At 66.5% G+C, this 26,983-nt stretch carries 28 protein-coding genes, 2 tRNA genes and 1 riboswitch; of the genes, 13 read left to right on the top strand and 17 right to left on the bottom strand.

Features of this window, described 5'->3' with window-relative positions:
- Window positions 1-12 precede the first annotated feature (12 nt).
- Entirely contained in the window at window positions 13-720 is a 708-nt protein-coding gene (gene pth / locus ACFSGJ_RS11540; protein WP_390261681.1) for an aminoacyl-tRNA hydrolase, read from the top strand.
- Between the two features lie 10 nt (window positions 721-730).
- Window positions 731-1,099, top strand: coding sequence for a DUF2237 family protein (locus tag ACFSGJ_RS11535; protein WP_390261678.1), 369 nt, complete (start codon window positions 731-733; stop codon window positions 1,097-1,099).
- An 88-nt stretch (window positions 1,100-1,187) separates the two neighbouring features.
- On the opposite strand, the gene trpB is transcribed toward ACFSGJ_RS11535, so the two are convergent.
- The 14 genes from trpB to miaB all read right to left on the bottom strand — a co-directional run bounded on the left by trpB (window position 1,188) and on the right by miaB (window position 15,168).
- Complete coding sequence (gene trpB / locus ACFSGJ_RS11530) at window positions 1,188-2,414, bottom strand: tryptophan synthase subunit beta (RefSeq protein ID WP_390261676.1); 1,227 nt, start codon at window positions 2,412-2,414, stop codon at window positions 1,188-1,190.
- A gap of 1 nt (window position 2,415) precedes the next feature.
- Complete coding sequence (locus tag ACFSGJ_RS11525) at window positions 2,416-3,069, bottom strand: phosphoribosylanthranilate isomerase (RefSeq protein ID WP_390261673.1); 654 nt, start codon at window positions 3,067-3,069, stop codon at window positions 2,416-2,418.
- Between the two features lie 9 nt (window positions 3,070-3,078).
- Entirely contained in the window at window positions 3,079-3,438 is a 360-nt protein-coding gene (locus tag ACFSGJ_RS11520; RefSeq protein WP_390261670.1) for a LapA family protein, read from the bottom strand.
- The gene (ihfB, locus tag ACFSGJ_RS11515) at window positions 3,435-3,731 is read right to left on the bottom strand and encodes an integration host factor subunit beta (protein WP_390261667.1); all 297 of its coding nucleotides are present in this window, start codon (window positions 3,729-3,731) and stop codon (window positions 3,435-3,437) included. Before ihfB ends, ACFSGJ_RS11520 begins: the two co-directional genes overlap by 4 nt.
- Before the next feature lie 258 nt (window positions 3,732-3,989).
- On the bottom strand, window positions 3,990-5,672 hold the full coding sequence (gene rpsA, locus ACFSGJ_RS11510; protein WP_390261664.1) for a 30S ribosomal protein S1: 1,683 nt from the start codon (window positions 5,670-5,672) through the stop codon (window positions 3,990-3,992).
- Between the two features lie 107 nt (window positions 5,673-5,779).
- Window positions 5,780-6,397, bottom strand: coding sequence for a (d)CMP kinase (locus ACFSGJ_RS11505; RefSeq protein ID WP_390261661.1), 618 nt, complete (start codon window positions 6,395-6,397; stop codon window positions 5,780-5,782).
- The gene (gene aroA / locus ACFSGJ_RS11500; protein WP_390261658.1) at window positions 6,390-7,733 is read right to left on the bottom strand and encodes a 3-phosphoshikimate 1-carboxyvinyltransferase; all 1,344 of its coding nucleotides are present in this window, start codon (window positions 7,731-7,733) and stop codon (window positions 6,390-6,392) included. The genes ACFSGJ_RS11505 and aroA overlap by 8 nt, the downstream gene beginning before the upstream one ends.
- A gap of 83 nt (window positions 7,734-7,816) precedes the next feature.
- Window positions 7,817-8,515: a tRNA (guanine(46)-N(7))-methyltransferase TrmB gene (gene trmB, locus ACFSGJ_RS11495; protein ID WP_390261655.1), complete on the bottom strand. Its 699-nt coding sequence runs from the start codon at window positions 8,513-8,515 to the stop codon at window positions 7,817-7,819.
- A gap of 54 nt (window positions 8,516-8,569) precedes the next feature.
- Complete coding sequence (gene metK / locus ACFSGJ_RS11490) at window positions 8,570-9,736, bottom strand: methionine adenosyltransferase (protein ID WP_390261653.1); 1,167 nt, start codon at window positions 9,734-9,736, stop codon at window positions 8,570-8,572.
- Between the two features lie 7 nt (window positions 9,737-9,743).
- A riboswitch (SAM-SAH riboswitch) is annotated at window positions 9,744-9,793 on the bottom strand.
- 32 nt (window positions 9,794-9,825) lie between these two features.
- Window positions 9,826-11,232 (bottom strand): apolipoprotein N-acyltransferase, encoded by a 1,407-nt coding sequence (gene lnt, locus ACFSGJ_RS11485; RefSeq protein WP_390261650.1) that lies wholly within the window; start codon window positions 11,230-11,232, stop codon window positions 9,826-9,828.
- A gap of 67 nt (window positions 11,233-11,299) precedes the next feature.
- A complete protein-coding gene (locus ACFSGJ_RS11480) occupies window positions 11,300-12,166 on the bottom strand; it encodes a transporter associated domain-containing protein (protein WP_390261647.1) in 867 nt (288 codons plus the stop codon).
- The gene (gene ybeY / locus ACFSGJ_RS11475) at window positions 12,150-12,719 is read right to left on the bottom strand and encodes an rRNA maturation RNase YbeY (RefSeq protein ID WP_390261646.1); all 570 of its coding nucleotides are present in this window, start codon (window positions 12,717-12,719) and stop codon (window positions 12,150-12,152) included. Before ybeY ends, ACFSGJ_RS11480 begins: the two co-directional genes overlap by 17 nt.
- A complete protein-coding gene (locus ACFSGJ_RS11470; RefSeq protein ID WP_390261644.1) occupies window positions 12,700-13,716 on the bottom strand; it encodes a PhoH family protein in 1,017 nt (338 codons plus the stop codon). Before ACFSGJ_RS11470 ends, ybeY begins: the two co-directional genes overlap by 20 nt.
- Window positions 13,717-13,848: 132 nt before the next feature.
- Complete coding sequence (gene miaB / locus ACFSGJ_RS11465; RefSeq protein ID WP_390261642.1) at window positions 13,849-15,168, bottom strand: tRNA (N6-isopentenyl adenosine(37)-C2)-methylthiotransferase MiaB; 1,320 nt, start codon at window positions 15,166-15,168, stop codon at window positions 13,849-13,851.
- A gap of 114 nt (window positions 15,169-15,282) precedes the next feature.
- Between miaB and ACFSGJ_RS11460 the strand changes: the two genes are divergently transcribed.
- Window positions 15,283-16,155, top strand: coding sequence for a hypothetical protein (locus ACFSGJ_RS11460; protein ID WP_390261640.1), 873 nt, complete (start codon window positions 15,283-15,285; stop codon window positions 16,153-16,155).
- A 27-nt stretch (window positions 16,156-16,182) separates the two neighbouring features.
- On the opposite strand, the gene irrA is transcribed toward ACFSGJ_RS11460, so the two are convergent.
- Entirely contained in the window at window positions 16,183-16,614 is a 432-nt protein-coding gene (gene irrA / locus ACFSGJ_RS11455) for an iron response transcriptional regulator IrrA (RefSeq protein WP_390261639.1), read from the bottom strand.
- 228 nt (window positions 16,615-16,842) lie between these two features.
- Between irrA and fabA the strand changes: the two genes are divergently transcribed.
- From fabA to ACFSGJ_RS11440, 3 genes are read left to right on the top strand one after another with little or no spacing between them, the layout of a single operon-like run.
- Window positions 16,843-17,352, top strand: coding sequence for a bifunctional 3-hydroxydecanoyl-ACP dehydratase/trans-2-decenoyl-ACP isomerase (gene fabA, locus ACFSGJ_RS11450; RefSeq protein WP_390261637.1), 510 nt, complete (start codon window positions 16,843-16,845; stop codon window positions 17,350-17,352).
- 21 nt (window positions 17,353-17,373) lie between these two features.
- Window positions 17,374-18,603 (top strand): beta-ketoacyl-ACP synthase I, encoded by a 1,230-nt coding sequence (fabB, locus tag ACFSGJ_RS11445; protein WP_390261635.1) that lies wholly within the window; start codon window positions 17,374-17,376, stop codon window positions 18,601-18,603.
- 16 nt (window positions 18,604-18,619) lie between these two features.
- Window positions 18,620-19,411: an enoyl-ACP reductase FabI gene (locus tag ACFSGJ_RS11440; RefSeq protein ID WP_390261633.1), complete on the top strand. Its 792-nt coding sequence runs from the start codon at window positions 18,620-18,622 to the stop codon at window positions 19,409-19,411.
- Window positions 19,412-19,487: 76 nt separating this feature from the next.
- On the opposite strand, the gene ACFSGJ_RS11435 is transcribed toward ACFSGJ_RS11440, so the two are convergent.
- Together ACFSGJ_RS11435 and ACFSGJ_RS11430 are read right to left on the bottom strand one after the other, a co-directional pair.
- Entirely contained in the window at window positions 19,488-20,918 is a 1,431-nt protein-coding gene (locus ACFSGJ_RS11435; protein ID WP_390261632.1) for a Glu/Leu/Phe/Val family dehydrogenase, read from the bottom strand.
- 127 nt (window positions 20,919-21,045) lie between these two features.
- Window positions 21,046-21,633: a TetR/AcrR family transcriptional regulator gene (locus ACFSGJ_RS11430; RefSeq protein WP_390261630.1), complete on the bottom strand. Its 588-nt coding sequence runs from the start codon at window positions 21,631-21,633 to the stop codon at window positions 21,046-21,048.
- A gap of 96 nt (window positions 21,634-21,729) precedes the next feature.
- Here ACFSGJ_RS11430 and ACFSGJ_RS11425 point away from each other — a divergent pair, with 96 nt between their 5' ends.
- From ACFSGJ_RS11425 to ACFSGJ_RS11395, 7 genes are all read left to right on the top strand, one after another.
- Complete coding sequence (locus ACFSGJ_RS11425; protein WP_390261628.1) at window positions 21,730-22,005, top strand: hypothetical protein; 276 nt, start codon at window positions 21,730-21,732, stop codon at window positions 22,003-22,005.
- A gap of 76 nt (window positions 22,006-22,081) precedes the next feature.
- Window positions 22,082-23,368, top strand: a complete 1,287-nt coding sequence (locus tag ACFSGJ_RS11420; RefSeq protein ID WP_390261627.1) for a homoserine dehydrogenase — start codon at window positions 22,082-22,084, stop codon at window positions 23,366-23,368.
- A 34-nt stretch (window positions 23,369-23,402) separates the two neighbouring features.
- Window positions 23,403-24,368, top strand: coding sequence for a class II fructose-bisphosphatase (glpX, locus tag ACFSGJ_RS11415; protein WP_390261625.1), 966 nt, complete (start codon window positions 23,403-23,405; stop codon window positions 24,366-24,368).
- Window positions 24,365-26,113, top strand: coding sequence for a single-stranded-DNA-specific exonuclease RecJ (recJ, locus tag ACFSGJ_RS11410; RefSeq protein ID WP_390261623.1), 1,749 nt, complete (start codon window positions 24,365-24,367; stop codon window positions 26,111-26,113). The genes glpX and recJ overlap by 4 nt, the downstream gene beginning before the upstream one ends.
- A gap of 211 nt (window positions 26,114-26,324) precedes the next feature.
- A tRNA-Glu gene (locus ACFSGJ_RS11405) sits at window positions 26,325-26,399 on the top strand.
- 116 nt (window positions 26,400-26,515) lie between these two features.
- On the top strand, window positions 26,516-26,824 hold the full coding sequence (locus tag ACFSGJ_RS11400; RefSeq protein WP_390261621.1) for a hypothetical protein: 309 nt from the start codon (window positions 26,516-26,518) through the stop codon (window positions 26,822-26,824).
- Between the two features lie 21 nt (window positions 26,825-26,845).
- Window positions 26,846-26,920 (top strand) — tRNA-Glu (locus tag ACFSGJ_RS11395).
- The last annotated feature ends 63 nt before the right edge of the window (window positions 26,921-26,983 follow it).

The following is a 26,983-nucleotide window of genomic DNA, read 5'->3' as shown; positions in this document are numbered from 1 at the left end:
AGGAAGCAGGCAATGAAACTCTTTGCAGGGCTTGGCAATCCCGGCGCGAAATATGCGGGCAACCGGCACAATATCGGGTTCATGGCACTGGACCGGATCGCGGCAGATCATGGCTTTGCCCCGTGGCGGTCCAGGTTTCAGGGGCAGCTGGCAGAGGGGCGGCTGGGTTCCGAAAAGGTCGTCCTGCTCAAGCCGGAAACGTTCATGAACCTCTCGGGCCAGTCGGTGGGCGAGGCGCTGCGGTTCTACAAGCTCACCCCCGCCGATCTGATCGTCTTTCACGACGAACTGGATCTTGCGCCCGGCAAGGCGCGGGTCAAGCAGGGGGGCGGCCATGCGGGGCATAACGGCCTGCGGTCGATCCACCAGCATCTGGGCGAAGGATATGGCCGCGTGCGGTTGGGGATCGGACATCCCGGGCACAAGGATCGCGTCTCGGCCTATGTCCTGTCGGATTTCGCCAAGGCCGAGGAAGCATGGCTCGACGATCTTCTGCGTGGCGTCTCGGATGGCGCGCCGGCGCTGGCGGACGGGGACGCGACGCGCTTCATGAATGCCGTATCGCTCCGGACCGCGCCGCCGCGTGCGGCATCGGGGACACGGCCGCCAAAGTCACAGGATCCCGCGCCGCAGGAGAAACCCGCCCCGCAGGAGAGTTCCGCCGCGGAAGACCCCGCAGACCGGTCGCCCCTTCAACGCCTGATCGACCGGTTCCGGTGAGGATGTGCAGATGATGGACCCTTCCCTCAACGTGTTGGGCGATCCGCTCCAGACCTGCTCCGCCCAGCCGCTGACCGGCTTTTTCCGCAACGGCTGCTGCGACACGGGCGACGCGGATATGGGCCGGCACACCGTCTGCGCGGTGATGACGGCCGAGTTCCTGGCGCTGTCCAAATATCTCGGCAACGATCTTTCGACGCCGCGCCCGGAATACAGCTTTCCCGGGCTCAGGCCCGGCGACCGGTGGTGCCTCTGTGCCGCGCGGTTTCTTCAGGCCCATGAAGAAGGAGCCGCCCCCCGCGTCCGGCTGGAGGCGACGCATCTGCGCACGCTCGACATCGTTCCGCTGGAGGTACTGAAGCTCTACGCCGAGCCGTAGCCGCCGCCGCGCGTCAGCGCGGCCCGGCCCAACGGGATGAGCGGCCAGCGGCCGCGAAGACGGGCGGGAGAGGCCCCGCCCCGCCCGGTCAGGCCGTCAGATCGACGTTCAGCGCCTTGGCCACCGTAAAGATGTCCTTGTCGCCCCGCCCGCACATGTTCATCACGATCAGATGGTCGGCCGGCAGGTTCGGTGCGATCTTGACCACATGTGCCAGCGCATGGCTCGGCTCCAGCGCGGGGATGATCCCCTCCTGCTGGCAGCAGAGCTGGAACGCCGCCAGCGCCTCGGCATCAGTAATCGAGACATATTCCGCACGGCCCACGTCATGCAGCCAGGCATGTTCCGGTCCAATCCCCGGGTAGTCGAGCCCCGCCGAGATCGAATACCCCTCTAGGATCTGGCCGTCGCCATCCTGCAGGAGGTAGGTGCGGTTGCCATGCAGCACGCCCGGGCGACCGCCGGTCAGGCTGGCGCAATGCTGCATCTTTTCGTCGACACCCTTGCCGCCGGCCTCGACGCCGATGATCCCGACCTCCTTGTCGTCGAGGAACGGATAGAACAGTCCCATCGCATTCGAACCGCCGCCGATCGCCGCGATGATCGTGTCCGGCAGACGGCCTTCACGCTCCATAATCTGTTCGCGGACCTCCTTGCCGATGATCGACTGGAAATCCCGCACCATGGCCGGATAGGGGTGCGGCCCCGCGACCGTGCCGATGCAATAGAACGTGTCGCGCACATTCGTCACCCAGTCCCGCAGCGCGTCGTTCATCGCGTCCTTGAGCGTCCCGCGCCCCGAGGTGACCGGAATCACTTCGGCGCCCAGCAGCTTCATCCGGAAGACGTTCGGCGCCTGCCGCTCCACGTCATGCGCGCCCATATAGACCACGCATTTCAGCCCGAACCGCGCGCAGACGGTGGCCGTCGCCACCCCGTGCTGCCCTGCCCCGGTTTCGGCGATGATCCGGGTCTTGCCCATCCGCCGCGCCAGCAGGATCTGCCCCAGCACGTTGTTGATCTTGTGCGCACCGGTGTGGTTCAGCTCGTCCCGCTTGAGGTAGACCTTGGCGCCGCCCAGATAGTCGGTCAGCCGTTCCGCGAAATAAAGCGGGCTGGGCCGGCCGACATAATGCTTCCACAGGTCGTCCATCTCGGCCCAGAAGCTCTCGTCGGTCTTGGCGCGCTCGTATTCCTCTTCCAGCTGGAGGATCAGGGGCATCAGCGTTTCGGACACGAAACGTCCACCGAAATCCCCGAACCGCCCGTTTTCGTCCGGGCCGGTCATGAAGCTGTTGATAAGATCCTCGGCCATCTCAATCCTCCGTTGGATCGCCCTGCGCCGCCCGGAGGAAACGCGCGATCAATGCCGCATCCTTGACCCCCGGGGCGCTTTCGACACCCGAGGAAACATCCACCTGCCGCGCGCCCGTCAGACGCGCCGCCTCGGCTACATTCTCGGGCGTCAGCCCACCGGCCAGCATCCAGGGCCTGGGCCAGCGCCGCCCGGCGATCAGCCGCCAGTCAAAGCTCAACCCGTTCCCGCCGGGCAGGGCCGCATCCTTCGGCGCCTTCGCATCGATCAGGATCTGGTCGGCGACGCCCATGTAGCGCTCGATCGCCGCCAGGTCGTCCGGTCCCGCCACACCGATCGCCTTCATCACCGGCAGCCCGTGACGGGCACGCAGCGCCGCGACCCGTTCCTCGGGCTCGGCCCCGTGAAGCTGAAGCATGTCGAGCGGCACCTCGGACAGCACCGCGTCGATCACCGCATCATCCGCATCGACGAACAGGCCGACCTTGACCAGACCCGGCGGCGCAGCGAGAGCAAGCGTCCGCGCCTGCCCGATCTCCAGATGTCGCGGCGAGCGGGCAAAGAACACAAACCCCGCATAGGCAGCGCCCGCCTCGGCGGCCGCCGTCAGCTGGCCCGGCTCTGTCAGCCCGCAGATCTTGACGCGCATCTCCATGCCCAGCGTCTAGCGCGCCCGCCCGCCATCCTCAAGCAGGGCGAGCACATCGTCGCCCGGTTCCGCCCCTTTTTCGCGGATCTGGGCCATCTCGGCCTCCAGCCGCGACAGGCGACGCTGCGCCCGCGCCGCCTCGGACCGGATGCGGTATTCGCGCAGCCATTCCCAGATGAACCCGATCAGCAGACCCGCCAGCACACCGCCAAGGATCACGATGAAAAGCGGCAGTTCGACCATCCAGTTACCCCCGGCCAGCCCCGCCAGATCGTCGGGCAAAAGCTGCAGCGTCACGGGGCCGCGATTGGCCAGCGCCACCGTCAGCAGCACGACCGCAAGCAGGATCAGGAAGGCGTATTTCAGATATCTCATTCCGGCGTGGTTTCCTTGCCGTTCAGCCGGTCGCGCAACAGCTTGCCGGTCTTGAAGAAGGGGACGCATTTCTCCTCGACCTCGACCGAGTCGCCGGTGCGCGGGTTGCGGCCCATCCGCCCCTCGCGCCGCTTGACGGAAAAGGCGCCAAAGCCGCGCAGTTCCACCCGGTCGCCGCGCGCCATCGCCTGGATGATCTCTTCGAAGATCGTATTGACGATGCGTTCGACGTCGCGCTGATAGAGATGCGGGTTTTCCTCGGCAATCTTCTGGATGAGTTCCGAACGGATCATGCGTGTTTCCCCCGTGCGCGGCTGGTCTGCGGCAGCGCCGCGCTGTCCCCCAGACTATAGGCCTAGCTGAGGTTAATACAATGAAAAGCATAGCGGGAACAGGCCACAAGCCGGTCGCGACCGCCGCACGGAAGGGCCCGCCGGCAATTCATCGCCAATGGGCGTCCCACCATGGCTGAGGTTCGGGATGAGCAAACGAAAACGGCCCCGCCCGGTTTGGGCGGGGCCGTGTGGCGGGGCGCGCTCGGGCGCCCCTGATCAGTTGCGGTCGCCCTTGAGCGCCGCACTGAGGATGTCGCCCAGCGACGCGCCCGAATCGGACGAGCCATACTGCTCGACGGCCTCTTTCTCTTCCGCGATCTCGCGCGCCTTGATCGAGAGACCCAGACGACGGGTTTTCGCATCCACGTTGGTCACGCGGGCATCCACCTTGTCGCCGACCTGGAACCGCTCGGGGCGCTGTTCGGCGCGGTCGCGGCTCAGGTCCGAACGACGGATGAAGGACTTCATGCCGTTGTATTCGACCTCGATGCCGCCATCCTCGATCGCGGTCACGTTGACCGTGATGACCGAGCCGCGCTTCACGCCGTCGATGGCTTCGCTGAACGTGTCCTCACCCAGGGCCTTGATCGAGAGCGAGATACGCTCTTTCTCGACGTCAACCTCAAGCACCGCCGCCTGGACGACGTCGCCCTTGCGGTAGTTCTGGATGGCGTCCTCGCCGCGCTGATCCCAGCTGAGGTCCGAAAGGTGGACCATGCCGTCGATATCGTTGTCGAGGCCGACGAACAGACCGAATTCGGTGATGTTCTTGACTTCGCCTTCGATGGTCGAGCCCACGGGGTGGGTTTCGGCGAACACTTCCCAGGGGTTGCGCATGGTCTGCTTGAGACCCAGCGACACGCGGCGCTTGGCGCTGTCGATTTCCAGCACCATGACGTCCACTTCCTGCGAGGTGGAGACGATCTTGCCGGGGTGCACGTTCTTCTTGGTCCAGGACATCTCGGAGACGTGGACCAGACCCTCGACACCGGCTTCCAGCTCGACGAATGCGCCGTAGTCGGTGATGTTGGTCACGCGGCCCTTGTGGACCGAACCGAGCGGATAGCTGCGTTCCACGGCATCCCACGGATCTTCCTGCAGCTGCTTCATGCCGAGGCTGATGCGGTGGGTTTCCTTGTTGATCTTGATGACCTGAACTTTCAGGGTCTCGCCGATCGACAGGATCTCCGACGGGTGGTTCACACGGCGCCATGCCATGTCGGTGACGTGCAGCAGGCCGTCAACGCCGCCCAGGTCAACGAAGGCACCGTATTCGGTGATGTTCTTGACCACGCCGTCCACGACCATGCCCTCGGACAGCTTGCCGATGACTTCGGCGCGCTGTTCGGCACGCGATTCTTCCAGAATCGCCCGACGCGAGACGACGATGTTGCCGCGGCGACGATCCATCTTCAGGATCTGGAACGGCTGTTTCATACCCATCAGCGGGCCGGCATCGCGCACGGGGCGCACATCGACCTGGCTGCCGGGAAGGAAGGCCACGGCGCCGCCGAGGTCGACCGTGAAGCCGCCCTTGACGCGACCGAAGATCGCGCCTTCGACACGCTCTTCTTTCTCGTAGGCTTTTTCCAGACGATCCCAGGCCTCTTCGCGGCGCGCTTTCTCGCGGCTGATCGAGGCTTCGCCGCGGGCGTTTTCGACGCGGTCAAGGTAGACCTCGACCTCATCGCCGACAGCGATTTCAGGGGCTTCGCCGGGGTTCGCGAATTCTTTCAGATCGACGCGGCCTTCCATCTTGTAGCCGACATCGATGATGGCCTGGCCCGCCTCGATGGCGATGACCTTGCCCTTGACAACCGAACCTTCGTCCGGCGTGTCGATCTCGAAGCTCTCCTGCAGAAGGGCTTCGAATTCTTCCATGGTTGCTTTAGCGCACATGCGTCAGTGGATCCTTTTCAAGCGATTTTCTGGCCATGCGGTTGGCTCCGCCGGTCTTTGTTGCGGTCGCGGGCGCGCGGGCCCGGCAAAGACGAAAGGGCCGTGGTTTAACCGCGACCCTGCCCCAGTTGCCTCTCGATGGCTTTGCACGCCTTTTCGACTGCGCTGTCTATAGTCAGTTCCGTCGTATCAAGCAAGAGCGCATCGTCCGCCGGCCTCATCGGGGCCGTCGCCCGTTCCCGATCGCGCGCGTCGCGGGCGCGCAGATCGTCAAGCACCTGCACAAGGCTGATCGTGTCGCCGTTGTCGCGCAACTCGCGCCAGCGGCGTTCGGCCCGCACCTCATCGCTGGCCGTCACATAAAGCTTCACCTCGGCCTCGGGGCAGATCACCGTGCCGATGTCGCGCCCGTCCAGAACCGCACCCCCTGCCCGGCGGGCAAAGGCGCGCTGGAAATCGGTCAGCGCCGCGCGGACATCCGGAATGGCCGCGACGCGGCTTGCGGCGATCCCCGCCTCGGCGCTGCGCAGGTCGTCCCGCGCCAGATCCTCGGGCCGCAGATCTTTCGCTGCGGCAACCGGGTCGCCGCCTTTGGCCCCGACGGCGCGGTAAAGAAGCCCGGTATCGAGATGGGCAAAGCCGAACCGCGCCGCGACCGCGCGGCTGATCGTGCCCTTGCCGGCGGCGGCCGGTCCGTCGATTGCGACAGTGAATGGTTCAGTCACGAGAAATCTCCGCCCCAAGGTTCTGCATCAGCCCCTCGAAGACCGGAAACGAGGTCGCGATGGGGCCGCCGTCATCCACGCCGATCGGCGAGCGCGAGGCAAGGCCGAGGCACAGGAAGCTCATGGCAATGCGGTGGTCGAGGTGACTTTGCACGACAGCCCCGCCCGGAACGCCGCCGGTGCCCGTTCCGTGGACGATCAGCGTATCCTCATCCTCTTCGATCCGGACGCCGCAGGCCTCCAGCCCCCGGGCCATGGCGTCGATCCGGTCGCTCTCCTTCACGCGCAGTTCCTTGACCCCGCGCATCACGGTGGTGCCCTCGGCCGTGGCCGCCAGCGCGGCCAGGACGGGATATTCATCGATCATGCTGGCGGCGCGATCCTCGGGCACCTCGATCCCCTGCAGCGGGCCGAACCGCACCCGCAGGTCCGCCACCGGTTCACCGCCCTCTTCCCGCGGGTTCTCGAACGCGATATCGGCGCCCATTTCCACCAGCGTAAGGAAAAGCCCGTTCCGTGTCGGGTTCTGGCTGACACCGGGGACGAAGACCTCCGACCCCTCGACCATCAGCGCGGCACAGACCGGAAAGGCAGCCGAACTCGGGTCGCGCGGAACGGCCACCGCTTGCGGGCGCAGTTCCGGCTGGCCGGTCAGCGTGATGACGCGCCCCGCCGGCGTCACCTCGGTCGTGACCTGCGCGCCAAAGCCCGCCAGCATCCGTTCGGTATGGTCGCGGGTCGGTTCCTTTTCGATCACCACGGTCTGCCCCGGCGCGTTCAGCCCTGCCAGCAGCACCGCCGATTTGACCTGGGCCGAGGGCACCGGCGTCGCATAGCGCACCGGCACGGGCGCAGCCGCCCCCACCACCGTCATCGGCAACCGCCCGCCCGCGCGCCCGAAGGCCCGCGCCCCGAACAGCGACAGCGGGTCCGTCACCCGTCCCATCGGGCGTTTGTTGAGGCTCGCATCGCCGGTGAAGGTCGCGGTGATCGGCGTGGTCGCCATGGCGCCCATGATGAGCCGGACGCCGGTGCCGGAATTGCCACAGTCGATCACCTGTCCGGGTTCGGCAAAGCCCCCCACGCCCACGCCATGCACGGACCATTCCCCCACCCCGCGGCGCACGACCTCGGCGCCGAAGGTCCGCATCGCCTTGGCGGTATCGAGCACGTCCTGACCCTCCAGAAGGCCGGTGACGCGCGTTTCGCCCACCGACAGCGCGCCAAGGATCAGCGCCCGATGCGAAATCGACTTGTCCCCCGGCACCTCGGCCGTGCCGCGCAGGGGACCGGATTTGCGGGCAGTCATCGGAATGGGGTCGCCGTGGCCGGACATGGGGCACCTTTCGCTGAACGTCGCCCGGGTGATAGCGCAGCCACCCGCGCGGGTCCAGTCACCCGCCAGTCGCTACGGCGCGGTCAGGTCCGGCGGAAGGTCAGGTAATGCGGCTGCCGTCCTTCCCGCAGGGCCTTTTGTTCGTAGCGCGTCGAAATCCAGTCGGGCCAGGGCGCGTGGATATCGGCCTCCAGCCGCTCGAACCCCGCCTTCGGGACCTCCAGCAGGGTCTGGCGCACATAGTCGGGAATGTCGGTCGCGACCCGGAAGATCGCGCCGGGCCGCAGCACACGCGCCAGCGGTTGCAGATGATCGGGCGTCACAAAGCGGCGGCGGTGATGGCGGCGCTTGGGCCAGGGATCGGGATAAAGCAGGAAGGCGCGGCTCAGGCAGTGGTCGGGCAGCACGTCGAACAGGTCGCGCACGTCGCCGGGATGCACCCGCAGGTTTTCCACCCCCGCGCGCCGGATCTTGCCCAAAAGCATCGCGACGCCGTTGATGAAGGGCTCGCAGCCGATGATCCCGACGCCCGGGTTCGAGGCCGCCTGATGCACCAGATGTTCGCCCCCGCCAAAGCCGATTTCCAGCCACAGCTCGCGCCCGTCGCCAAAGAACGTCGCCGGGCCGATCGGCCTGCGCTCGGGGTTTTCCCGCCGCGTCACACCGCGCGGGGCCAGCGCGTCCAGATCGCTCGCCAGCCAGTCGCGCTGCGTTTCCTTGAGCGTCTTGCCATGGCGGCGGCCATAGAAATTGCGCCAGCCGGTTTCGTTCTCGTCGCTCATGTCCCGCCCCGTTCGATCCGGCGCCTTATGGGTGGCGCCGGTCAAAGGGTCAAGTCAGACCGCGCGCCGCAGCGCCTCGACCAGATCGGTGCGTTCCCAGCTGAAACCGCCGTCGTTTTCCGGCTTGCGCCCGAAATGACCATAGGCGGCGGTGCGCTGATAGATCGGACGGTTTAGGTTCAGATGTTCCCGGATGCCCCGGGGCGTCAGGTCCATCACCTCGGCCACGGCGCGCTCGATCTCGGATTCATGCACCTCGCCCGTGCCATGCGTATCGGCATAGATCGAGAGCGGCCGCGCCACCCCGATCGCATAGGACAGCTGGATCGTGCAGCGCTGCGCCATGCCCGAGGCCACCACGTTCTTGGCGAGATAGCGCGCGGCATAGGCGGCCGAGCGGTCCACCTTGGTCGGATCCTTGCCGGAAAACGCCCCGCCCCCGTGCGGCGCCGCACCGCCATAGGTATCTACGATGATCTTGCGCCCCGTAAGCCCCGCATCCCCGTCCGGCCCGCCGATGACGAAGGTGCCGGTCGGGTTCACCCACCATTCGGTGCGGTCGGTCAGCCAGCCCTGCGGCAGGACCTCGCGGATATAGGGCTCGACGATCGCGCGGATGTCGTCGCTGGTCTGATCCTCATTGGCGTGCTGGGTCGACAGGACAAGCTGCATCACCTCGACCGGCTTGCCGTCCTCATAGCGCAGCGAGATCTGGCTTTTGGCATCCGGGCGCAGCGTGGGTTCGGCGCCCGACTTGCGCGCCTCGGCCAACCGCCGCAGGATGGCGTGGGCATACTGGATCGGCGCCGGCATCAGGTCCGGGGTTTCATCGACCGCATAGCCGAACATGATCCCCTGATCGCCCGCGCCGTCCTTTTCCACCCCTTGCCAGATATGGGCGGATTGCGGGTGCAGCATGTTCAGCAACCGCAGCGTGTTCCAGTGGAACTTGTCCTGTTCGTATCCGATGTCGCGCACGCAGTCGCGGGCGATGCTGTCCACCCGGCCCATGAACTCGGACAGGCGGCCCGGGTCCGAGAGACCCACCTCGCCGCCGATCACCACGCAATCGGTCGTGGCAAAGGTCTCGCAGGCCACGCGGGCATTCGGCTCTTCGGTGAGAAAGGCGTCCAGAACCGCGTCGGAAATGCGGTCGCAGACCTTGTCCGGGTGCCCCTCCGACACGGATTCGGAGGTGAAGACGTAATTCTTGCGGGTCATCGGAAGGTGCTCCATTCGGGTGAACCACGCCACGCCAGGAAGCCGTTGTGACGGGTGATCCGCCCACCTATCCCGGGCGGTGCAGCGGGTCAACTGGCCTTTCGCCGCCCGGTTAGCAGAAGGATGACAAGCCCCGCGCCGATCAGGACCGCAAGCGGCAGATCGCCGGTGCGCGCATAGAATGGCTGGGCCAACGCACCCGGCATCCGTGCGTCCATGTAGCCATGCGTATCGAGCAGCAGCGAGTCGCGCACCCGCCCCCGCGCATCGATCACGGCCGAGACGCCGGTATTCGCCGCCCGGATCAGCGGCAGACCCTGTTCGATCGCGCGCAGCCGGGCCTGCGCCAGATGCTGATAGGGTCCGACCATCTGCCCGAACCACGCATCGTTGGTCGCCTGCAGGATCCAGTCGGCCCGTTCCGGCGCGCCGTTCAGATCCTGGGGAAAGACCGCCTCATAGCAGATCAGCGGCAGGACGCGCCCCAACGGCCCCAGATCGAGCACCGCTGGCCCCGGCCCCGAGGAATAGCCCTGCCCCTGCTGCGACGCAAAGCCATGCAGGCCGAACCGCGCCGCCAGATCCCCAAGCGGGAAATACTCGCCGAAGGGCACGAGGTGATGCTTGTCATAAAGCGCCTGAACCCGTGCCTCCGGGTCGATCACGGCAAGGCTGTTGTAGAACCGCCGCCCCTCCAGCCGCTGGATGCCAAGCGCCACGGGCACGCCCCGCGCCGCCCCCGCGATCAGGTCGAGTCCGACCTGTTCCTCCAGCAGGAAGTTCACCGCGGTTTCCGGCCAGACGATCAGGTCCGGGGCGGGTTCGGCGCTGCTCATGTCAAGCTGACGGCGGAAAAAGAGCGCCGACATCTCCGGGTCCCATTTGAGATGCTGCGCGGCGTTGGGCTGGATGATCCGCACCGTCATGGGCTGCGGCGCAGGGTCAGGCTGCGCCAGACGCCAGGCGCCACCGCCCCAGATCACCCCCAGCAGCAGGACCGCCGCGACCATCCCCCCTGCGCGCGCCATGGCCAGCGCCGCAAGAAGCGCCGCAGCCAGCGTCAGCCCGACCGGCCCGACCAACGCCGCGGCCTGCGCCACGGGCGTGTCGATCCAGATATGCCCGATCAGCGCCCATGGAAAACCGGTCAGCACATAGCCCCGCGCGAGATCGGAGGCGGCAAAGGCGAGTGCCAGCCCAAGCGCCCCGAACCTGCCGCCGATCCGCGTGCCGCCCCATGCCGCAGCGGCCCAGAACAGCGCGAGACCGAATGACAGGAACAAAAGCGCAAAGGGCGCCATCCAGCCGTGACGCGGCGCATCCACCAGAAACGGCTCGACGATCCAGAACATGCCCGCGCCGAAATAGCCCGCGCCGGCGAACCAGCCCAGGAACGCGGCCTGACCGGCTCCGCGCCCCTGCAACAGGCGGAACAGCAGGACCAGCGCCGGCAGCGCCACGAACCACAATCCCCAGGGCGCCTGTCCAAGGGCCATCGCGGCACCCAGCCCGGCAGCCGCCGCCACCGGCCGGAGGCCGGACCAGGACGCCCGCAACGCCACCCTAGCGCGCCGCGACCGCTTCGGGCATCCGCACCCGCAGCCGCTTGATCCGACGGGGATCGGCGTCGATCACCTCGAACTCGGCACCGCTTTCATGGGGAATGACCTCGCCGCGCGCGGGCACCCGGCCCGAGAGGACAAAGACCAGCCCGCCCAGCGTATCGACCTCTTCCTCCTCGTCCTCGACAAGGCGAAAGCCGATTTCCTGCTCGAACTCATCCAGGGGCGCGCGGGATTGCGCGATATAGACGCCGGGCTTTTCCAGCGACCACATGCCGCCCTCGGCGGTATCGTGTTCGTCGTCGATCTCGCCGATGACCTGTTCGATCACGTCCTCGATGGTCACGAGACCGTCCACACCGCCATATTCGTCGATCACCAGCGCCATATGCGTCCGTTCGCTCTGCATCTTCTGCAAAAGCACGGCGAGCGGCATCGAGGGCGGCACGAACAACACTGGCCGCAACAGGCGCCGCAGGCTGAACCGCCCGCCGCTGTTGAACCCGTGCTGCAGCGCGAAATCCTTGAGGAGCACAAGCCCCAGCGGATGGTCGAGCGTATCGCGATAGACGGGCAGCCGGGAAAATCCGCTCTCGCGGAACACCTCGACCAGCCGTTCGCGGGTGACATCCTCGGGGACGGCGGTGATTTCCACCTTGGGGACCGAGATATCCTCGACCCGCATCCCCGCCAGATTGTTCATCCCCGGCAAGGCCACCCCATTCGCCCGAGGCGGAGGCTCTTCGGCCTCATCCTCATCCTTGAGCGCGCCGAGCAGCCGGCCAAAAAAGCCCCGGCCCTGTTCCGCGCCCTCGTTCTGGTCCGGCGCGCCCTGCGCCGCCCTAGAACCGTCAGCCGATTCGCCCATCGTTCCTTTCCGTGTTTACCTGATCCGTCCGCGTCATTCCTGCGGTCGCCTCCCCATATGGGTCGGCAACCCCCAGCCCTGCAAGTATCTCGACCTCCAGCCGTTCCATCAGTTCGGCATCGCTGTCCAGAATATGATCGTATCCGAAGAGATGCAGCACGCCATGCACCAGAAGATGCGTGACATGGTCGGCCATCGGCTTGTCCTGTTCCACGGCCTCGCGGGCGCAGGTTTCCCAGGCGATCGCGATATTGCCCAGTTCCTCGGGCATGTCCGGATCGCCCTCTGGCAGATCGGGATGCGCCCCGGGCGCCGCCCCACGCTCCTCCGATGGCCAGGACAGCACGTTGGTCGGCAGCGGCTTGTCGCGGAAATCGCCGTTCAGTTCGGCAATCCGCCGGTCGTCGCAGGCCAGAAGGCTGATCTCATAGCCCGCGGGGTCAAGCGCCAGATGCCCCAGCGCCGCCCGCGCCGCCCTTTCGGCAAGCGGCGCAAGGCCGAATTCCTCCCAGCGGGAATCCTCGATCAGCGTGTCAACCAGGTGATGCGTCATCCTCGCGCTCATACGCTTCGATGATGCGCGCCACAAGCGGATGCCGCACCACATCCTTGGCAGTGAAGTAGTTGAACGAAATGCCCTTGACGCCCTTGAGGATGCGCTCGGCCTCGGCAAGGCCGGAATTCACCCCGCGCGGCAGGTCGATCTGGGTCCGGTCGCCGGTGATGACCATGCGGCTGCCCTCGCCCAGACGGGTCAGGAACATCTTCATCTGCATCGCCGTGGCGTTCTGCGCCTCATCCAGCACGACAAAGGCATTGGCCAGCGTCCGCCCCCGCATGAAGGCCAGCGGCGCGATCTCGATCCGCTTTTCCTCAAAGAGCTTCTGGGTCTGCTTGGCCGGCAGGAAGTCGTTCAGCGCGTCGTAAAGCGGCTGCATGTAGGGGTCGACCTTTTCCTTCATGTCGCCGGGCAGAAAGCCGAGACGTTCGCCCGCCTCGACCGCCGGGCGCGACAGGATGATCCGGTCCACATGCCCGCCAAGGAACATCGTCACGCCGACCGCAACGGCAAGATAGGTTTTGCCCGTGCCCGCAGGCCCGATGCCAAAGGCCATTTCATTGGTGAAAAGCTGCTGCACATAGGCTTTCTGCGCCTCGGTGCGCGGCTCGATCACCTTCTTGCGGGTGCGCAGCTCGAACCTGGCGCCGTTGAACATCTCCAGCTGTTCGCCACCACCGACGGGCGCCGGGACGCTGCCCATGCGCAGGATCGCCTCGATATCGCCCTGCTCGAACCCGCGCCCTTCCTCAAGCCGGGAATAGAGCGCCTCGAGCACCATGGCGGCCTGCATCCTGGGGCCATGTTCGCCCATCACGGAAAGGCGGTTGCCACGCCTCAGGATATTGACGCCGGTTCGTTCCTCGATCAGCGCGATATTGCGGTCATATTCGCCGCAGAGGTCGATCAGAAGACGGTTATCCGCGAATTCGAGAAGGGTTTCCGCAGTATCTTCCGGCCGGGGCGGGGGTGTCAGCGCGCTGATGCCCAAGAACGACTCCTTTTGCAGATGCCTGTCCCAAAGGTGGGGTGCGCGGGGGTTGAAGGCAAGCAAACATTCTCGGGTCAGGGCATTTTGATCGAATTCCGCGCAAGGCCTTGCGATCAGGCAACGGTCACCGGATCAGATCAGCGCCCCGGCCAGAGAATTCGGGGCCGTCCCGGTGATCCGCACCCGCGCGATCTGGCCCACCGCGACCTCGCCCGTCACATGCACGGCGTGCAGATATTCCGACTTGCCCACCATCTGCCCCGGCAAACGGCCGGGTTTCTCGAACAGGACCGAGACCTCGCGCCCGACCATCGCGTCCTGCGTTTCGCGCTGCTGTTGCGTCAAGAGCGCCTGCAGCACCTGCAAGCGCGCGTCGGCGACGTCAGTGGGAACGCCCGCCCTTTCCGCCGCGGGCGTGCCGGGCCGCGCGGAATACTTGAAGGAATAGGCCTGCCCGTAACCCACCGCCCGTACCAACGACAGCGTATCTTCAAAGTCCTGGTCGGTTTCGCCCGGAAAGCCCACGATGAAATCCCCGGACAAGAGAATATCGGGCCGCGCCGCGCGCAGCCGGTCGATCAGGCGCAGGTAATCCGCCGCCGTATGCTTGCGGTTCATCGCCTTCAGGATGCGGTCAGACCCCGATTGCACCGGCAGATGCAGATAGGGCATCAGCTTGCCGCAATCGCCATGGGCGGCGATCAGGTCGTCATCCATGTCGTTCGGATGCGAGGTGGTAAAGCGGATGCGCGCCAGCCCGTCGATTTCCGCAAGCTCCCGGATCAGCCGGGCCAGCCCCCAGGTCCCGCCATCCGCTGCCTCTCCGTGATAGGCATTCACGTTCTGACCCAGAAGGGTGATTTCGCGCACGCCGCGTTCCACCAGATCGCGCGCCTCGGTCAGGATGCGGGTTGCGGGACGCGAAACCTCGGCCCCCCGGGTATAGGGCACCACGCAAAAGGCGCAGAACTTGTCGCAGCCCTCCTGCACCGTCAGAAAGGCGGTGGGCGCCCGGTTCGGCCGGGGGCGCTTCGGCAGATGCTCGAACTTGTCCTCGGCCGGGAAATCGGTATCGAGCGCGCGTTCCCCTGCCCGCACCCGCGCCTCCATCGCCGGCAGGCGATGATAGCTTTGCGGCCCCACGACCAGATCGACCACCGGGGCGCGGCGCATGATCTCTTCACCCTCGGCCTGCGCGACGCAGCCTGCGATGCCGATCTTGAGATCGGGGTTCAGCGTCTTGAGCGGTTTGAGCCGGCCAAGCTCCGAATAGACCTTCTCGGATGCCTTTTCCCGGATGTGGCAGGTGTTCAGCAGGATCATGTCGGCCTCTTCGGCCGTCTCGGTCGTGACATAGCCTTGCGCGCCCATGGCCTCGGCCATACGCTCGCTGTCATAGACGTTCATCTGACAGCCATATGTCTTGATAAAGAGTTTCTTCGGCTCGGCCATGATCCCGTGGTCCTTCATCCTAAGCCCGGCTGTCTACAGAAAACCCGGACCCGCCGCAACGCTTGCAAACCCCGCCCGGCTGGTCAAATCTGCGCGCGCCGCAATGGGGGCATGATGGTATACGCGAGTCTCGGTGATTTCCTGTCGGCAGCGACGCCCCTGCGGGGGCCGGTCGCGGTGATTTTCGCGGAAGACACGGTCGGGCTGGCGCCCACGGTTCTGCATCATCTGGACAAGGGTTTTGCGCAGGTGCTGGTGCTGGCACCCTTCGACCTGCCCGACCTGGCCCTGCCCACGGACCATGCGCCGCGCGTCCACGGCATCCGCCATCCGGTCCATGGCGATGGCGCGGTTCCCGCGACGCTCAACCGGCTGATCGACGCCGCCCCGGGCGTGTGGTTCTACTATGGCTACAACAGCGAGTATTTCCACTACCCCTTCTGCGAGACGCGGAGCGTGGGCGACCTGATCGGCTTTCACTTCGATGAACGGCGCGAGGCGATGGTCGCCTGCATCGTCGATGTCTATGCCGGCGACCTGACCGCGCATCCCGACGGCGTGGACCGGGACGGCGCGCTGTTCGACCGGGGCGGGTATTACGCGCTGAACCGCAAGGACCCGGATAACGGCTGGGTCGAAAAGGACCGCCAGATCGAGATCTATGGCGGGCTGCGCTGGCGGTATGAACAACATGTGCCCTGGCTGAACAGGCGGCTGGATCGCGTGGCGCTGTTCCTTGCGCAGAAAGGGCTGAGGATGCGGCCCGACCAGACCTTCAGCATCGAGGAATACAATACGATCAACTGCGCCTGGCACCGCAATGTCACGGCCGCCGTGGTGTCATTCCGCGCCGCCAAGTCGCTTCGTAACAACCCTGGCCCGGCGGCCGAGATCGCGGATTTCCGCTGGCCCCTGTCAGAGCCGTTCCGCTGGTCGTCGCAGCAACTGATGGATCACGGCTTCATGGAGCCGGGCCAGTGGTTTTGAACTAGCGATGAACGGCCGCCCGCGCGCCTAGCTGCGCCGCAGCCGGATCACCACGTCGACCCGCGCGATCTCGGCGCCATGGGGCGCCTTGGGCAGGCGCGCGATCTCCAGCTCTTCCGCCGGGGCATCGGTCAGCTCGGCGGAATCTTCCCAGTAGAAATGGGGGTGATCGTCCATCCGCGTGTCGAAATAGCTTTTCGACCCGTCCACCGTCACCTCTTGCATCAGCCCGGCGGAACAGAAGGCGCGCAGCGTGTTGTAGACCGTGGCCAGCGACACCTGCTCCCCGCGATCGACGGCGGCGGCGTAAAGGCTCTCGGCCGTCACATGCCGGTCATGTCCATCGCCTACCAGCAGCGATGCAAGCGACAACCGCTGCCGGGTCGGACGCAGTCCGGCCTGTGCCAGCCAGCGTGTGCTCCGTTCGGTGGCTTCCGGCGAGGGTGCTTCCGAAGTCATGCCTGCTACTTTCCTGTTCATCTTACCCCATATAGAGCGCGGGGGGGCCGGTTTTCAAATGAAAACAGGATATCGCCCATGGGTGGTGACCGGGACGTGACGGCGTCGTGACGCGGTCGTGACCCGCACAGGGCCGCAAACGCGCAGGGGCCGCGCCCTTGCCACGCGCGGCGGCGCGATGATAGAGGAGGTGGAATTTTGCAGATAACGAATGGGGGACGCGGCTGAATGCCTGATTATCCGACGAGCTTTGACAAGGACGCCCTTCTGAAATGCGCCCGAGGCGAGCTGTTCGGGCCGGGCAATGCCCAACTGCCCGAGCCGCCGATGCTGATGATGGACCGGATCACCGACATCTCGGCCGATGGCGGCGAACATGGCAAAGGCCATGTGGTCGCGGAATTCGATATCCACCCTGATCTGTGGTTCTTTTCCTGCCATTTTCCCGGCAACCCGATCATGCCCGGCTGCCTCGGCCTCGACGGGCTCTGGCAGCTGACGGGCTTCAACCTCGGCTGGCGCGGCTGGCAGGGGCGCGGCTATGCCCTGGGTGTGGGTGAGGTCAAGCTGACCGGCATGGTCCGCCCCGACCGCAAGATGCTGCGCTACTACGTCGATTTCACCAAGGCCGTGCAGACCCGCCGCCTGACCATGGGCGTGGCCGATGGCCGCGTCGAGGCGGATGGCGAGGTCATCTATCAGGTCAAGGACATGAAGGTCGCTCTCTCCGAGAGCTGACGAAACGAAAGGATCTGCCCAATGCGTCGCGTCGTCGTCACCGGCATCGGCATCGTCTCTCCCATCGGCAACAACGCGGCAGAGGTCGAAGCCTCGCTGCGGGCGGGCCGGTCCGGCATCGTCTTTGCGCCGGAATATGCGGAACACGGGTTCCGCAGCCAGGTCCACGGGATGCCCCGGATCACGCTCGAGGATCACATCGACAAGCGCAACCTGCGCTTCATGGGGCCGGGCGCGGCCTATAACTTCATCGCCATGGAACAGGCCATCGCCGACAGCGGGCTGGAGGAAAAGGACGTCTCGAACGAACGCACGGGCCTGATCATGGGGTCGGGCGGGCCTTCGACATCCAACTTCTTTCAGGCGCATCAGATCGTGATCGAAAAGGGCGCGCCGAAACGGATGGGCCCCTTCATGGTCACGCGCTGCATGTCGTCCACGAACTCGGCCTGCCTGGCCACCCCCTTCAGGATCAAGGGCGTGAACTATTCGATCACCTCGGCCTGTTCGACCAGCGCGCATTGCATCGGCAACGGGGTCGAACAGATCCAGCTGGGCAAGCAGGACGTCGTCTTTGCCGGCGGCGGCGAGGAACTGGACTGGACGCTGTCCTGCCTTTTCGATGCGATGGGCGCGATGTCCTCGAAATACAACGACAGCCCCGAAACCGCCAGCCGCCCCTATGACGCCACCCGGGACGGGTTCGTGATCGCCGGCGGCGGAGGCGTTCTGGTGCTTGAGGAACTGGAACATGCCCGCGCGCGCGGCGCCAAGATCTATGCCGAGGTCACGGGCTATGGCGCGACCTCGGACGGGCATGACATGGTTGCCCCTTCGGGCGAGGGCGGCGAACGTTCGATGCGGCTCGCGGTGGCGACGCTGCCGGAAGGCCGCCGCGTCGATTACATCAACGCCCACGGCACCTCGACCCCCGCAGGCGACGTGACCGAGATCGAGGCGGTCCGCCGGGTCTTTGGCGAGGGGGCGACGCCGCCCGTAAGCTCCACCAAATCGCTGACCGGGCACAGCCTGGGCGCAACCGGCGTGCATGAGGCGATCTATTCGCTTCTGATGATGCAGGGCGGGTTCATCTCGGCCTCGGCCAACGTGACCGAGCTTGACCCCGCGCTCCGCCCCGAGGAAATCGTGACCACGCTGCGCGAGAATGTCGAACTGGACACCGTGCTTTCCAACAGTTTCGGCTTTGGCGGCACCAACGCCACCCTGGCCTTCAGCAAATATAACGATTGATCCGAGGGACAGTGCCATGGCGGAACTGATGAAGGGCAAGCGCGGGCTGATCATGGGGGTCGCCAATGACCGCTCGATCGCCTGGGGCATCGCGAGGGCGATGGCGGCCGAAGGGGCAGAGCTTGCCTTCACCTATCAGGGTGAGGCGTTCGGCAAGCGGGTCGAACCGCTGGCCGCCTCGGTCGGGTCCTCGATCCTCGTCGATGCGGATGTGACGGATGAAGCCTCGCTCGACGCGGCCTTCGCCCGGCTGAAGGAGGAATGGGGCACGCTCGACTTCGTCGTTCACGCCATCGCCTATTCCGACAAGAACGAACTTCACGGGCGCTTCATCAACACGACCCGCGCGAATTTCCGCAATTCGCTCGACATCTCCTGCTACTCCTTCATCGACGTGGCGCGGCGGGCATCGGAACTCATGCCCGATGGCGGCACGCTGCTCACGCTGACCTATCAGGGGTCGAACCGCGTCACGCCCTATTACAACGTGATGGGTGTGGCCAAGGCGGCGCTGGAATCGGCGGTGCGCTATCTGGCCAATGACCTCGGCCCGCAAAAGATCCGGGTCAACGCCATTTCCCCGGGCCCGATGAAGACGCTGGCGGGGGCGGCGATCGGCGGCGCGCGCACGACCTATCGCATGACCGAAACGAACGCGCCGCTGCGCACGAACGCGACGCTCGACTCGGTGGGCGGCACGGCGGTCTATCTCGCCTCCGACTACGGCGCCCACACGACCGGAGAGATCGTGCGCGTCGATGGCGGTTTCCACGTCCTGGGGATGATGCAGCCGGAACCGCATCACTGATCCCTGCCCCCACCAGACGTGACCAGATCGTTAAAAGGCCGGGTTCAGTACCCGGCCTTTTGCGTATCCGAAGCCCTCAGAGCCCCTTGGACCGGTAGCTGCGCGCCACCCGGTCGATGGCGACGATATAGGCGGCGACGCGCAGGTCGCTCACCTCTTCGCGGGAATGCCACACCTCGCGCATCGACTGGTAGGCGGTGCGCATCGTGTCGTCGAGGCCCGAGCGCACCAGGTCGATCTCGTTCGCGCCCTGAAGGTAGCGGCGCTTGAAGTCGGGCGAAAGCTCCCACCCCAGACCCTTGTCGGACGAGAGGCGTTCAAGCTCATCCACCAGCAGCTGGTGATGCGCCTCTTCGGCGCGGCGCTGCATCCGGCCGAACCGGATATGGCTCAGGTTCTTGACCCATTCGAAATAGGACACCGTCACGCCGCCGGCATTGGCATAAAGATCGGGGATCACCACACAGCCCTTCTTGCGCAGGATCTCGTCCGCGCCGGCGGTGATCGGGCCATTCGCGGCCTCGATGATGAGGGGCGCCTTGATCCGTTCGGCATTCGTCAGGTTGATGACCCCTTCCAGCGCCGCCGGAATCAGGATGTCGCATTCTGCCTCCAGCAGTTTCGCGCCATCCTCGACATAGGTGCCAAAGGGACATTCGCGCACGCCGCCGTGTTTCGCGATCCAGTCACGCAGCGCCGGGATGTCGACGCCGTCGGGATCGACGATGGCGCCGTCCCGCTCGATCACCGCCGTGACGGTGGCCCCGTCTTCCTGCGACAGGAACAGGGCCGCGTGATAGCCCACATTCCCCAACCCCTGCACGATCACCCGCTTGCCGTCGAGCGTGCCCGAGAGCCCGGCCTTCGCCACATCCTCGGGGTGGCGGAAGAACTCGCGCAGCGCGTATTGCACGCCGCGCCCCGTCGCCTCGACCCGGCCCATGATGCCGCCCCCATGCAGCGGCTTGCCGGTAACGCAGGCCCGGGCATTGATGTCGGTCGTGTTCATCCGCGCGTACTGATCGGCGATCCAGGCCATTTCGCGCTCGCCCGTGCCCATGTCCGGGGCGGGCACGTTCTGGCTGGGATGGATCAGGTCGCGCTTGATCAGCTCGTAGGCGAAACGCCGGGTGATCTGTTCCAGTTCATGTTCGTCATACTGGCGCGGGTCGATGCAGAGCCCGCCCTTGGATCCGCCAAAGGGCGTTTCCACCAGCGCGCATTTGTAGGTCATCAGCGCGGCCAGCGCCTCGACCTCGTCCTGATGGACGTTCGGCGCATAGCGGATGCCGCCCTTGACGGGTTCCATATGTTCCGAATGGACAGCGCGATAGCCGACGAAGGTCTCGATCTTGCCGCGCAGCCGGACGCCGAACCGCACCGTATAGGTCGCGTTGCAGACGCGGATCTTCTGTTCCAGCCCGGGCGACAGATCCATCAGCGCCGCAGCGCGGTTGAACATGAGATCGACGGATTCGCGGAAACTCGGCTCTCCTGCGACGATCATCGGTGTGTCCTTCCTCTGTTTGTCCCGGCCTCTGGTCATCCCCGGCCCCATACCGCCACCTTAGTGCCGGAAGATGAACGGGAAATCCACAGCCGGCGGATCTATCGGCGGATTTCGTCGGCGCCTTTCAGGCCCCGACGGCCTTGCGCACCATGTCCCAATAGATCTGGCCGACATCCGAGCGGCTCAGCCGTCCGCCCTCGCGGTACCAGGTCGTGACACCCGTCAGCATCGCGATCAGCGCCAGCGTGGCGAGTTTCGTGTCCGGCACGGCAAAGACGCCCTCGTCCTGCCCCGCCTGCAGGATCGCCTCAAGCTCGGCCTCATAGCTGCCGCGCAACGCCTCGATCGCGCGGAAATTCGCGGGCTCCAGGTTGCGCAGTTCCATGTAGGAGATGAAGACCGCATCGGCCCGTTCGAGGTTGAAGCGGATGTGGAACCGGGTGAACGCCTCCAGCCGCGCCAGGGGGTCCGCGCCCTTGGGTGCCTCGGCCCAGGCGGCCAGCAATTCATCCATATGCGCCTTGAGCAGGTCGAACAGCAGGCTCTGCTTGTCCGGCGTATAGGCATAAAGCGCACCGGCCTGAACGCCCACCTCGGCGGCAAGGCTGCGCATCGACACCGCCGCGTAACCCTGCCGGGCAAAGAGCCGCAGCGCCGCCGCCCGCACCCGGGGACCTGTGATTTCCGCATGTGAGCCGGATTTCCGTGCCATGGGCCGCAGATTATCTGAACGGGCGTTCAGCACAACCGGCTTTCCCCCGCGCGGCACGGGCGATATGGTCGGCACGACTGTCAGACGGGACCCTTCATGCCGCGCGCTGCCCTTTTTCTCCTGTTGCTCTCGGCCTGTGGCGCGAATGGCGAATATCCCGCGCTCGTGCCGCTGGATCAGGTGACGGCCCAGGCCGCGGCCCTGACCATCGACGCCACGACGACCGAGGGGCTTGCCGACCGGGCCGAGGCGTTGCGCAACCGAGGCGCCGCGCTGCGCCGCCCCGTCCTCGACCCCGCCGACCGCGAAAGGCTCGACCGGGAGCGTCTCGACCGGGAGAGGCTGGGCACACCGTCACCCGCGTTGCCATAGCTACCTGCTGCGTTGCGCCCCGCCGCGCAAACGGCTAACAACCTCGCACATCTTTCCTGATCGCGGAGACTGCCCCATGTCCGAACCCCTGCGCCTTGGCATCGCTGGCCTGGGAACCGTCGGAACAGGGGTCGTCCGCATCATCCAGAACCACGCCGGAATGCTCGCGGCCCGCAGCGGGCGCCCGATCACCATTTCGGCGGTCTGCGCGCGTGACCGGATGCGCAACCGGGGCGTCGACCTGTCCGGTTACGCCTGGGAAGACGACGCGACCGCCGTGGCGACCCGCGATGACGTGGACATCTTTGTCGAACTGATCGGCGGCGACAACGGCCCCGCCAAGGCCGCGACCGAGGCCGCGCTCGCCGCCGGCAAGGACGTGGTGACGGCGAACAAGGCGCTGCTGGCCCATCACGGGCCGGCGCTGGCCGAGGCGGCCGAGGCCGCGGGCCGCGTGATCCGCTTTGAGGCCGCTGTCGCGGGCGGCATCCCCGTCGTCAAGGCCCTGACCGAGGGGCTGGCCGCCAATACCCTCACGCGGGTCATGGGGGTGATGAACGGCACCTGCAACTACATCCTGACGCGGATGGAAAGCGCGGGCCTGCCCTATGAGACGGTGTTCGAGGAAGCCCGCCAGCTCGGCTATCTGGAGGCCGATCCGAGGCTCGACGTGGACGGCATCGACGCGGGCCACAAACTGTCGCTCCTGGCCGCCATCGCCTTCGGCACCCGGGTCTGCTTTGACGCGGTAGAGCTTGAGGGCATCCGCCGCATCGCGATCGAGGATATCCGCCACGCCGCCGACATGGGCTATCGCATCAAGCTTCTGGGCGTCGCGCAGATGACGGGCCGGGGGCTTGAGCAACGGATGAGCCCCTGCCTCGTCCCCGCCGACAGCCCGCTGGGCCAGTTGCAGGGTGGCACCAACATGGTCGTGCTCGAGGGCGACAGCGTCGGCCAGGTCGTGCTGCGCGGTCCCGGCGCGGGCGAAGGACCGACCGCCAGCGCGGTGATGGCCGATGTGATGGACATCGCGCGCGGCATCAGGCTGCCCACCTTCGGCCAGCCGGCGGCGAGCCTTGCCGAACCCTTCCCCGCACGCGGCGCCGTGCCCGCCCCCTATTACCTGCGCATGACGCTTGTGGACAAACCGGGCGCGCTGGCCAAGGTGGCGGCGACGCTCGGCGATGCCGGCGTGTCGATCAACCGGATGCGCCAGTATGGGCATGACGCCAGCAGCGCGCCGGTTCTGGTTGTCACGCACAAGACGACGCGCGATGCCATCGACCACGCCCTCAAGGGATTTGCCGCCACCGGCGTCGTGATCGGAGAGCCCGTCGCGATCCGGATCGAAGCCGTCTGAAGACCAGAACCCAAGCAACCAGAGGAAACTGCCCATGACTGCTCCCGTAGAATTCCATGATCGCATGTTGTCGCTGGGCCTTGCCCGTGTGTCCGAGGCTGCGGCGCTCGCCTCGGCGCGGTTCGTCGGGCGGGGGGATGAAAAGGCGGCCGATCAGGCTGCGGTCGATGCGATGCGCACCCAGCTCAACATGCTCGACATCGAGGGCGTCGTGGTGATCGGCGAGGGGGAACGGGACGAGGCGCCGATGCTCTATATCGGCGAACATGTGGGCACCGGCAAAGGGCCTGCGGTCGATATCGCGCTCGATCCGCTGGAAGGCACGACGCTGACCGCCAAGGATTTCCCGAACGCGCTGACGGTGATCGCAATGGCGCCGCGCGGCACGCTTCTGCACGCGCCCGACGTCTACATGGACAAGCTCGCCGTCGGTCCGGGCTATCCCAAGGATGTCGTCAGCCTCGACATGAGCCCGGCCGAGCGTGTCCGTGCCCTCGCCGCCGCGCGCAACTGCGACCCCGAAGATATCACGGTCTGCGTCCTTGAACGCCCCCGGCATGAGGGGATGATCGCCGAGATCCGTTCGACCGGCGCCGCGATCCGGCTGATCATGGATGGCGACGTGGCGGGCATCATCCACTGCGCCGAGGCCGAAAAAACCGGCATCGACATGTATATGGGTTCGGGCGGCGCGCCCGAGGGGGTGCTGGCGGCCGCCGCGCTCAAATGCATGGGCGGGCAGATGTGGGGGCGCCTGACCTTCCGCGACGACGATGAACGCGACCGCGCCCGCCGCGCCGGCATCACCGATCTCGACCGTATCTACACCCGCGACGAGATGGTGACGCAGGACGTCATCTTTGCCGCAACCGGCGTGACCGACGGCTCGATCCTCTCCGGCATCCGGCGCGAGGTCGGCTGGTTCACGCTGGAGACGGTGCTCATGCGGTCCAAGACCGGATCGGTGCGCCGGATGACCTACCGCACGCCCGCCAAGTGAGCGGCCGCGCCTTTCTGGGCGTCGAATCCTCGGCGCTCGGGCGGCGCTGGATCGGCCCGGGCCCGGAGGAAGAACGGCTTGCCGACGCCATGGCCCAGCAGACGGGCCTGCCCGGCGCGCTCTGCCGCACGCTCGTGCGGCGGGGCGTGGCAGTGCCGGATGCGGAACGCTTTCTGGCGCCCGCGCTGCGCGACCTGCTTCCGGACCCGCTGGTGCTGCGCGACATGGACCGGGCTGCCGCACGCTTTCTCGCCGCCGTCCGGCGCGGTGAGCGGATCGCCGTCTTTGCCGATTACGACGTGGACGGGGGTGCCTCGGCGGCGCTCCTGATCGTGTGGTTGCGCCGGATGGGACGGCAGGCGACGCTTTATATCCCCGACCGGATCGACGAAGGCTATGGCCCGAACGTCCCCGCGATGCAGGCGCTCGCCGCCGCCCATGACCTCATCATCTGCGTCGATTGCGGCACGCTGAGCCATGATCCGATCGCCGCCGCGCAGGGCGCCGATGTCATCGTGCTCGACCACCATCTGGGCGCGGAAACGCTGCCGCCCGCGCTGGCCGTTGTAAACCCGAACCGGCAGGATGAGGATGGCAGCCTCGCCCATCTCTGCGCCGCGGGCGTCGTCTTCCTGATGCTGGTCGAGGCGAACCGCCAGCTCAGGGCCGAAGGCGTGCAGGGCCCCGACCTCCTTGCGATGCTCGATCTGGTGGCGCTGGCGACGGTGGCCGATGTGGCGCCGCTGATCGGCGTCAATCGCGCGCTGGTCCGGCAGGGGCTGACGGTGATGGCGGGGCGGCAGCGTCCCGGCCTTGTCGCGCTGGCCGATATCGCACGGATGGATGCGGCGCCGAACGCCTATCACCTCGGCTTCCTGCTGGGGCCCCGGGTCAATGCCGGCGGGCGGATCGGGCAGGCCGATCTTGGTGCGCGCCTTCTCGCGACCGACGACCCGCGCGAGGCCGAGACGCTGGCCCGGCGTCTGGATGAACTCAACGCCGAACGGCGCGAGATCGAGACCCGCGTCCGGCAAGAGGCCATGGCCCAGGCCGAGGCGCGCGGGCTTGACGGTCCGCTGGTCTGGGCGGCAGGCGAGGGCTGGCATCCCGGTGTCGTGGGCATTGTCGCCGCCCGCCTGAAAGAGGCGACGAACCGGCCCGCCATCGTCATCGGGCTGGAAAACGGCATCGGCAAGGGATCGGGCCGGTCCGTCAGCGGGGTCGATCTGGGCGCCGCCGTCCACCGCGTTGCAGCCGAGGGGCTGCTCCTCAAGGGCGGGGGGCACAAGATGGCCGCGGGCCTGACGGTCGAGGCCGCCCGCCTGCCAGACGCGATGGAGCGGTTGGGAGAGCTGCTGGCGCGGCAGGGGGCGGGCAGCATTGGCCCGCAGGACCTGAGGCTCGATGCGCTGCTGATGCCGGGCGCCGCGACACCCGCGTTGGTCGAACAGATCGAGGCCGCCGGCCCCTTTGGCGCCGGGGCCGCCGCGCCGCGCTTTGCCTTTGCCGATGTGGCGGTGACGGGGCAGCGGCGGATGGGGGAACAGCATCTGCGCTTTTCGGTGACGGACGGGATGGGGGCGCGGCTCGACGCGGTCTGCTTCGGCGCCTTCGACTGCCCGCTCGGCCCCCTGCTGGATCAGGGCGGCGCCGGTCGCCTGCACATCGCGGGCCGGCTGGAGATCAACAGCTGGGGCGGCCGCAACCGCGTGCAACTGCGGCTGGAGGACGCCGCCCGCGCCTGAGCCCGGCGCGCGCGTGGCCGCGGGACGCAAGTGCCGCAGGCTGTCGCCGACGCGGGACGCGCGCGCGCCCCTGCCCCGGACCGCGGGTCGTGGCCGGCAGACAAGGCACCGCCCCGCCCCCTACGCCCCTCGCAAGAACCGTCACGAAAAGCGCAAAATCCCTCTTGCACGCCCCCGCGCCCTGCCCTAAAAGCCGCCTCACGCCAAGCGCGGCCCGTTCGTCTATCGGTTAGGACGCCAGGTTTTCAACCTGGAAAGAGGGGTTCGATTCCCCTACGGGCTGCCAGGTTTTTCCAGAAAAGCTGAAATATTCGCGCCGAAACCCGGACGCCGTGTCGATGGCTTGCGCTTGATGTGGCCGTTCCGCATCCTCTCTCGAGATGCATTCAAACGGGGACCACCATGGAAGCGTGGCTATCGGATCTGCTGACGGCCATCGGCCTCATACTGACGCTGGCAGGGGCAGGGTGGGCGGCGTGGAGCGTGATCCTGCGCGAGGAAGATGCGACCAGGATCGGACAGTCCCGCGCTTCCGGCGCGACCAAAGAAGAACAACTGCGCCTCCCCATGGTGCAAAACCTCCTCGCCGCTTCTCGCGGGGCGCTTATCGGCCTGGTCCTGATCGCCACCGGAACGGCGCTTCAGCTCCTCCCCGTCCTCTCTCGCCTCGCTCTCCAAATCCCCCTTGATCTCCTCTTTTCCTTCCCCTAAAAGCCCGCTCACGCCAAGCGCGGCCCGTTCGTCTATCGGTTAGGACGCCAGGTTTTCAACCTGGAAAGAGGGGTTCGATTCCCCTACGGGCTGCCATTTCGCGACCCTGATGCGCGGCCCCGGTCCGCGGTCTGCTGCCCCACCCGGCTTCGGCGAAAT

This window comes from Halodurantibacterium flavum, from assembly GCF_042681825.1.
Classification (GTDB): Bacteria; Pseudomonadota; Alphaproteobacteria; order Rhodobacterales; family Rhodobacteraceae; genus Halodurantibacterium; species Halodurantibacterium flavum.
Note: the sequence above shows the minus strand (reverse complement) of the source record. Positions and strands in the feature narration are given on the sequence as shown.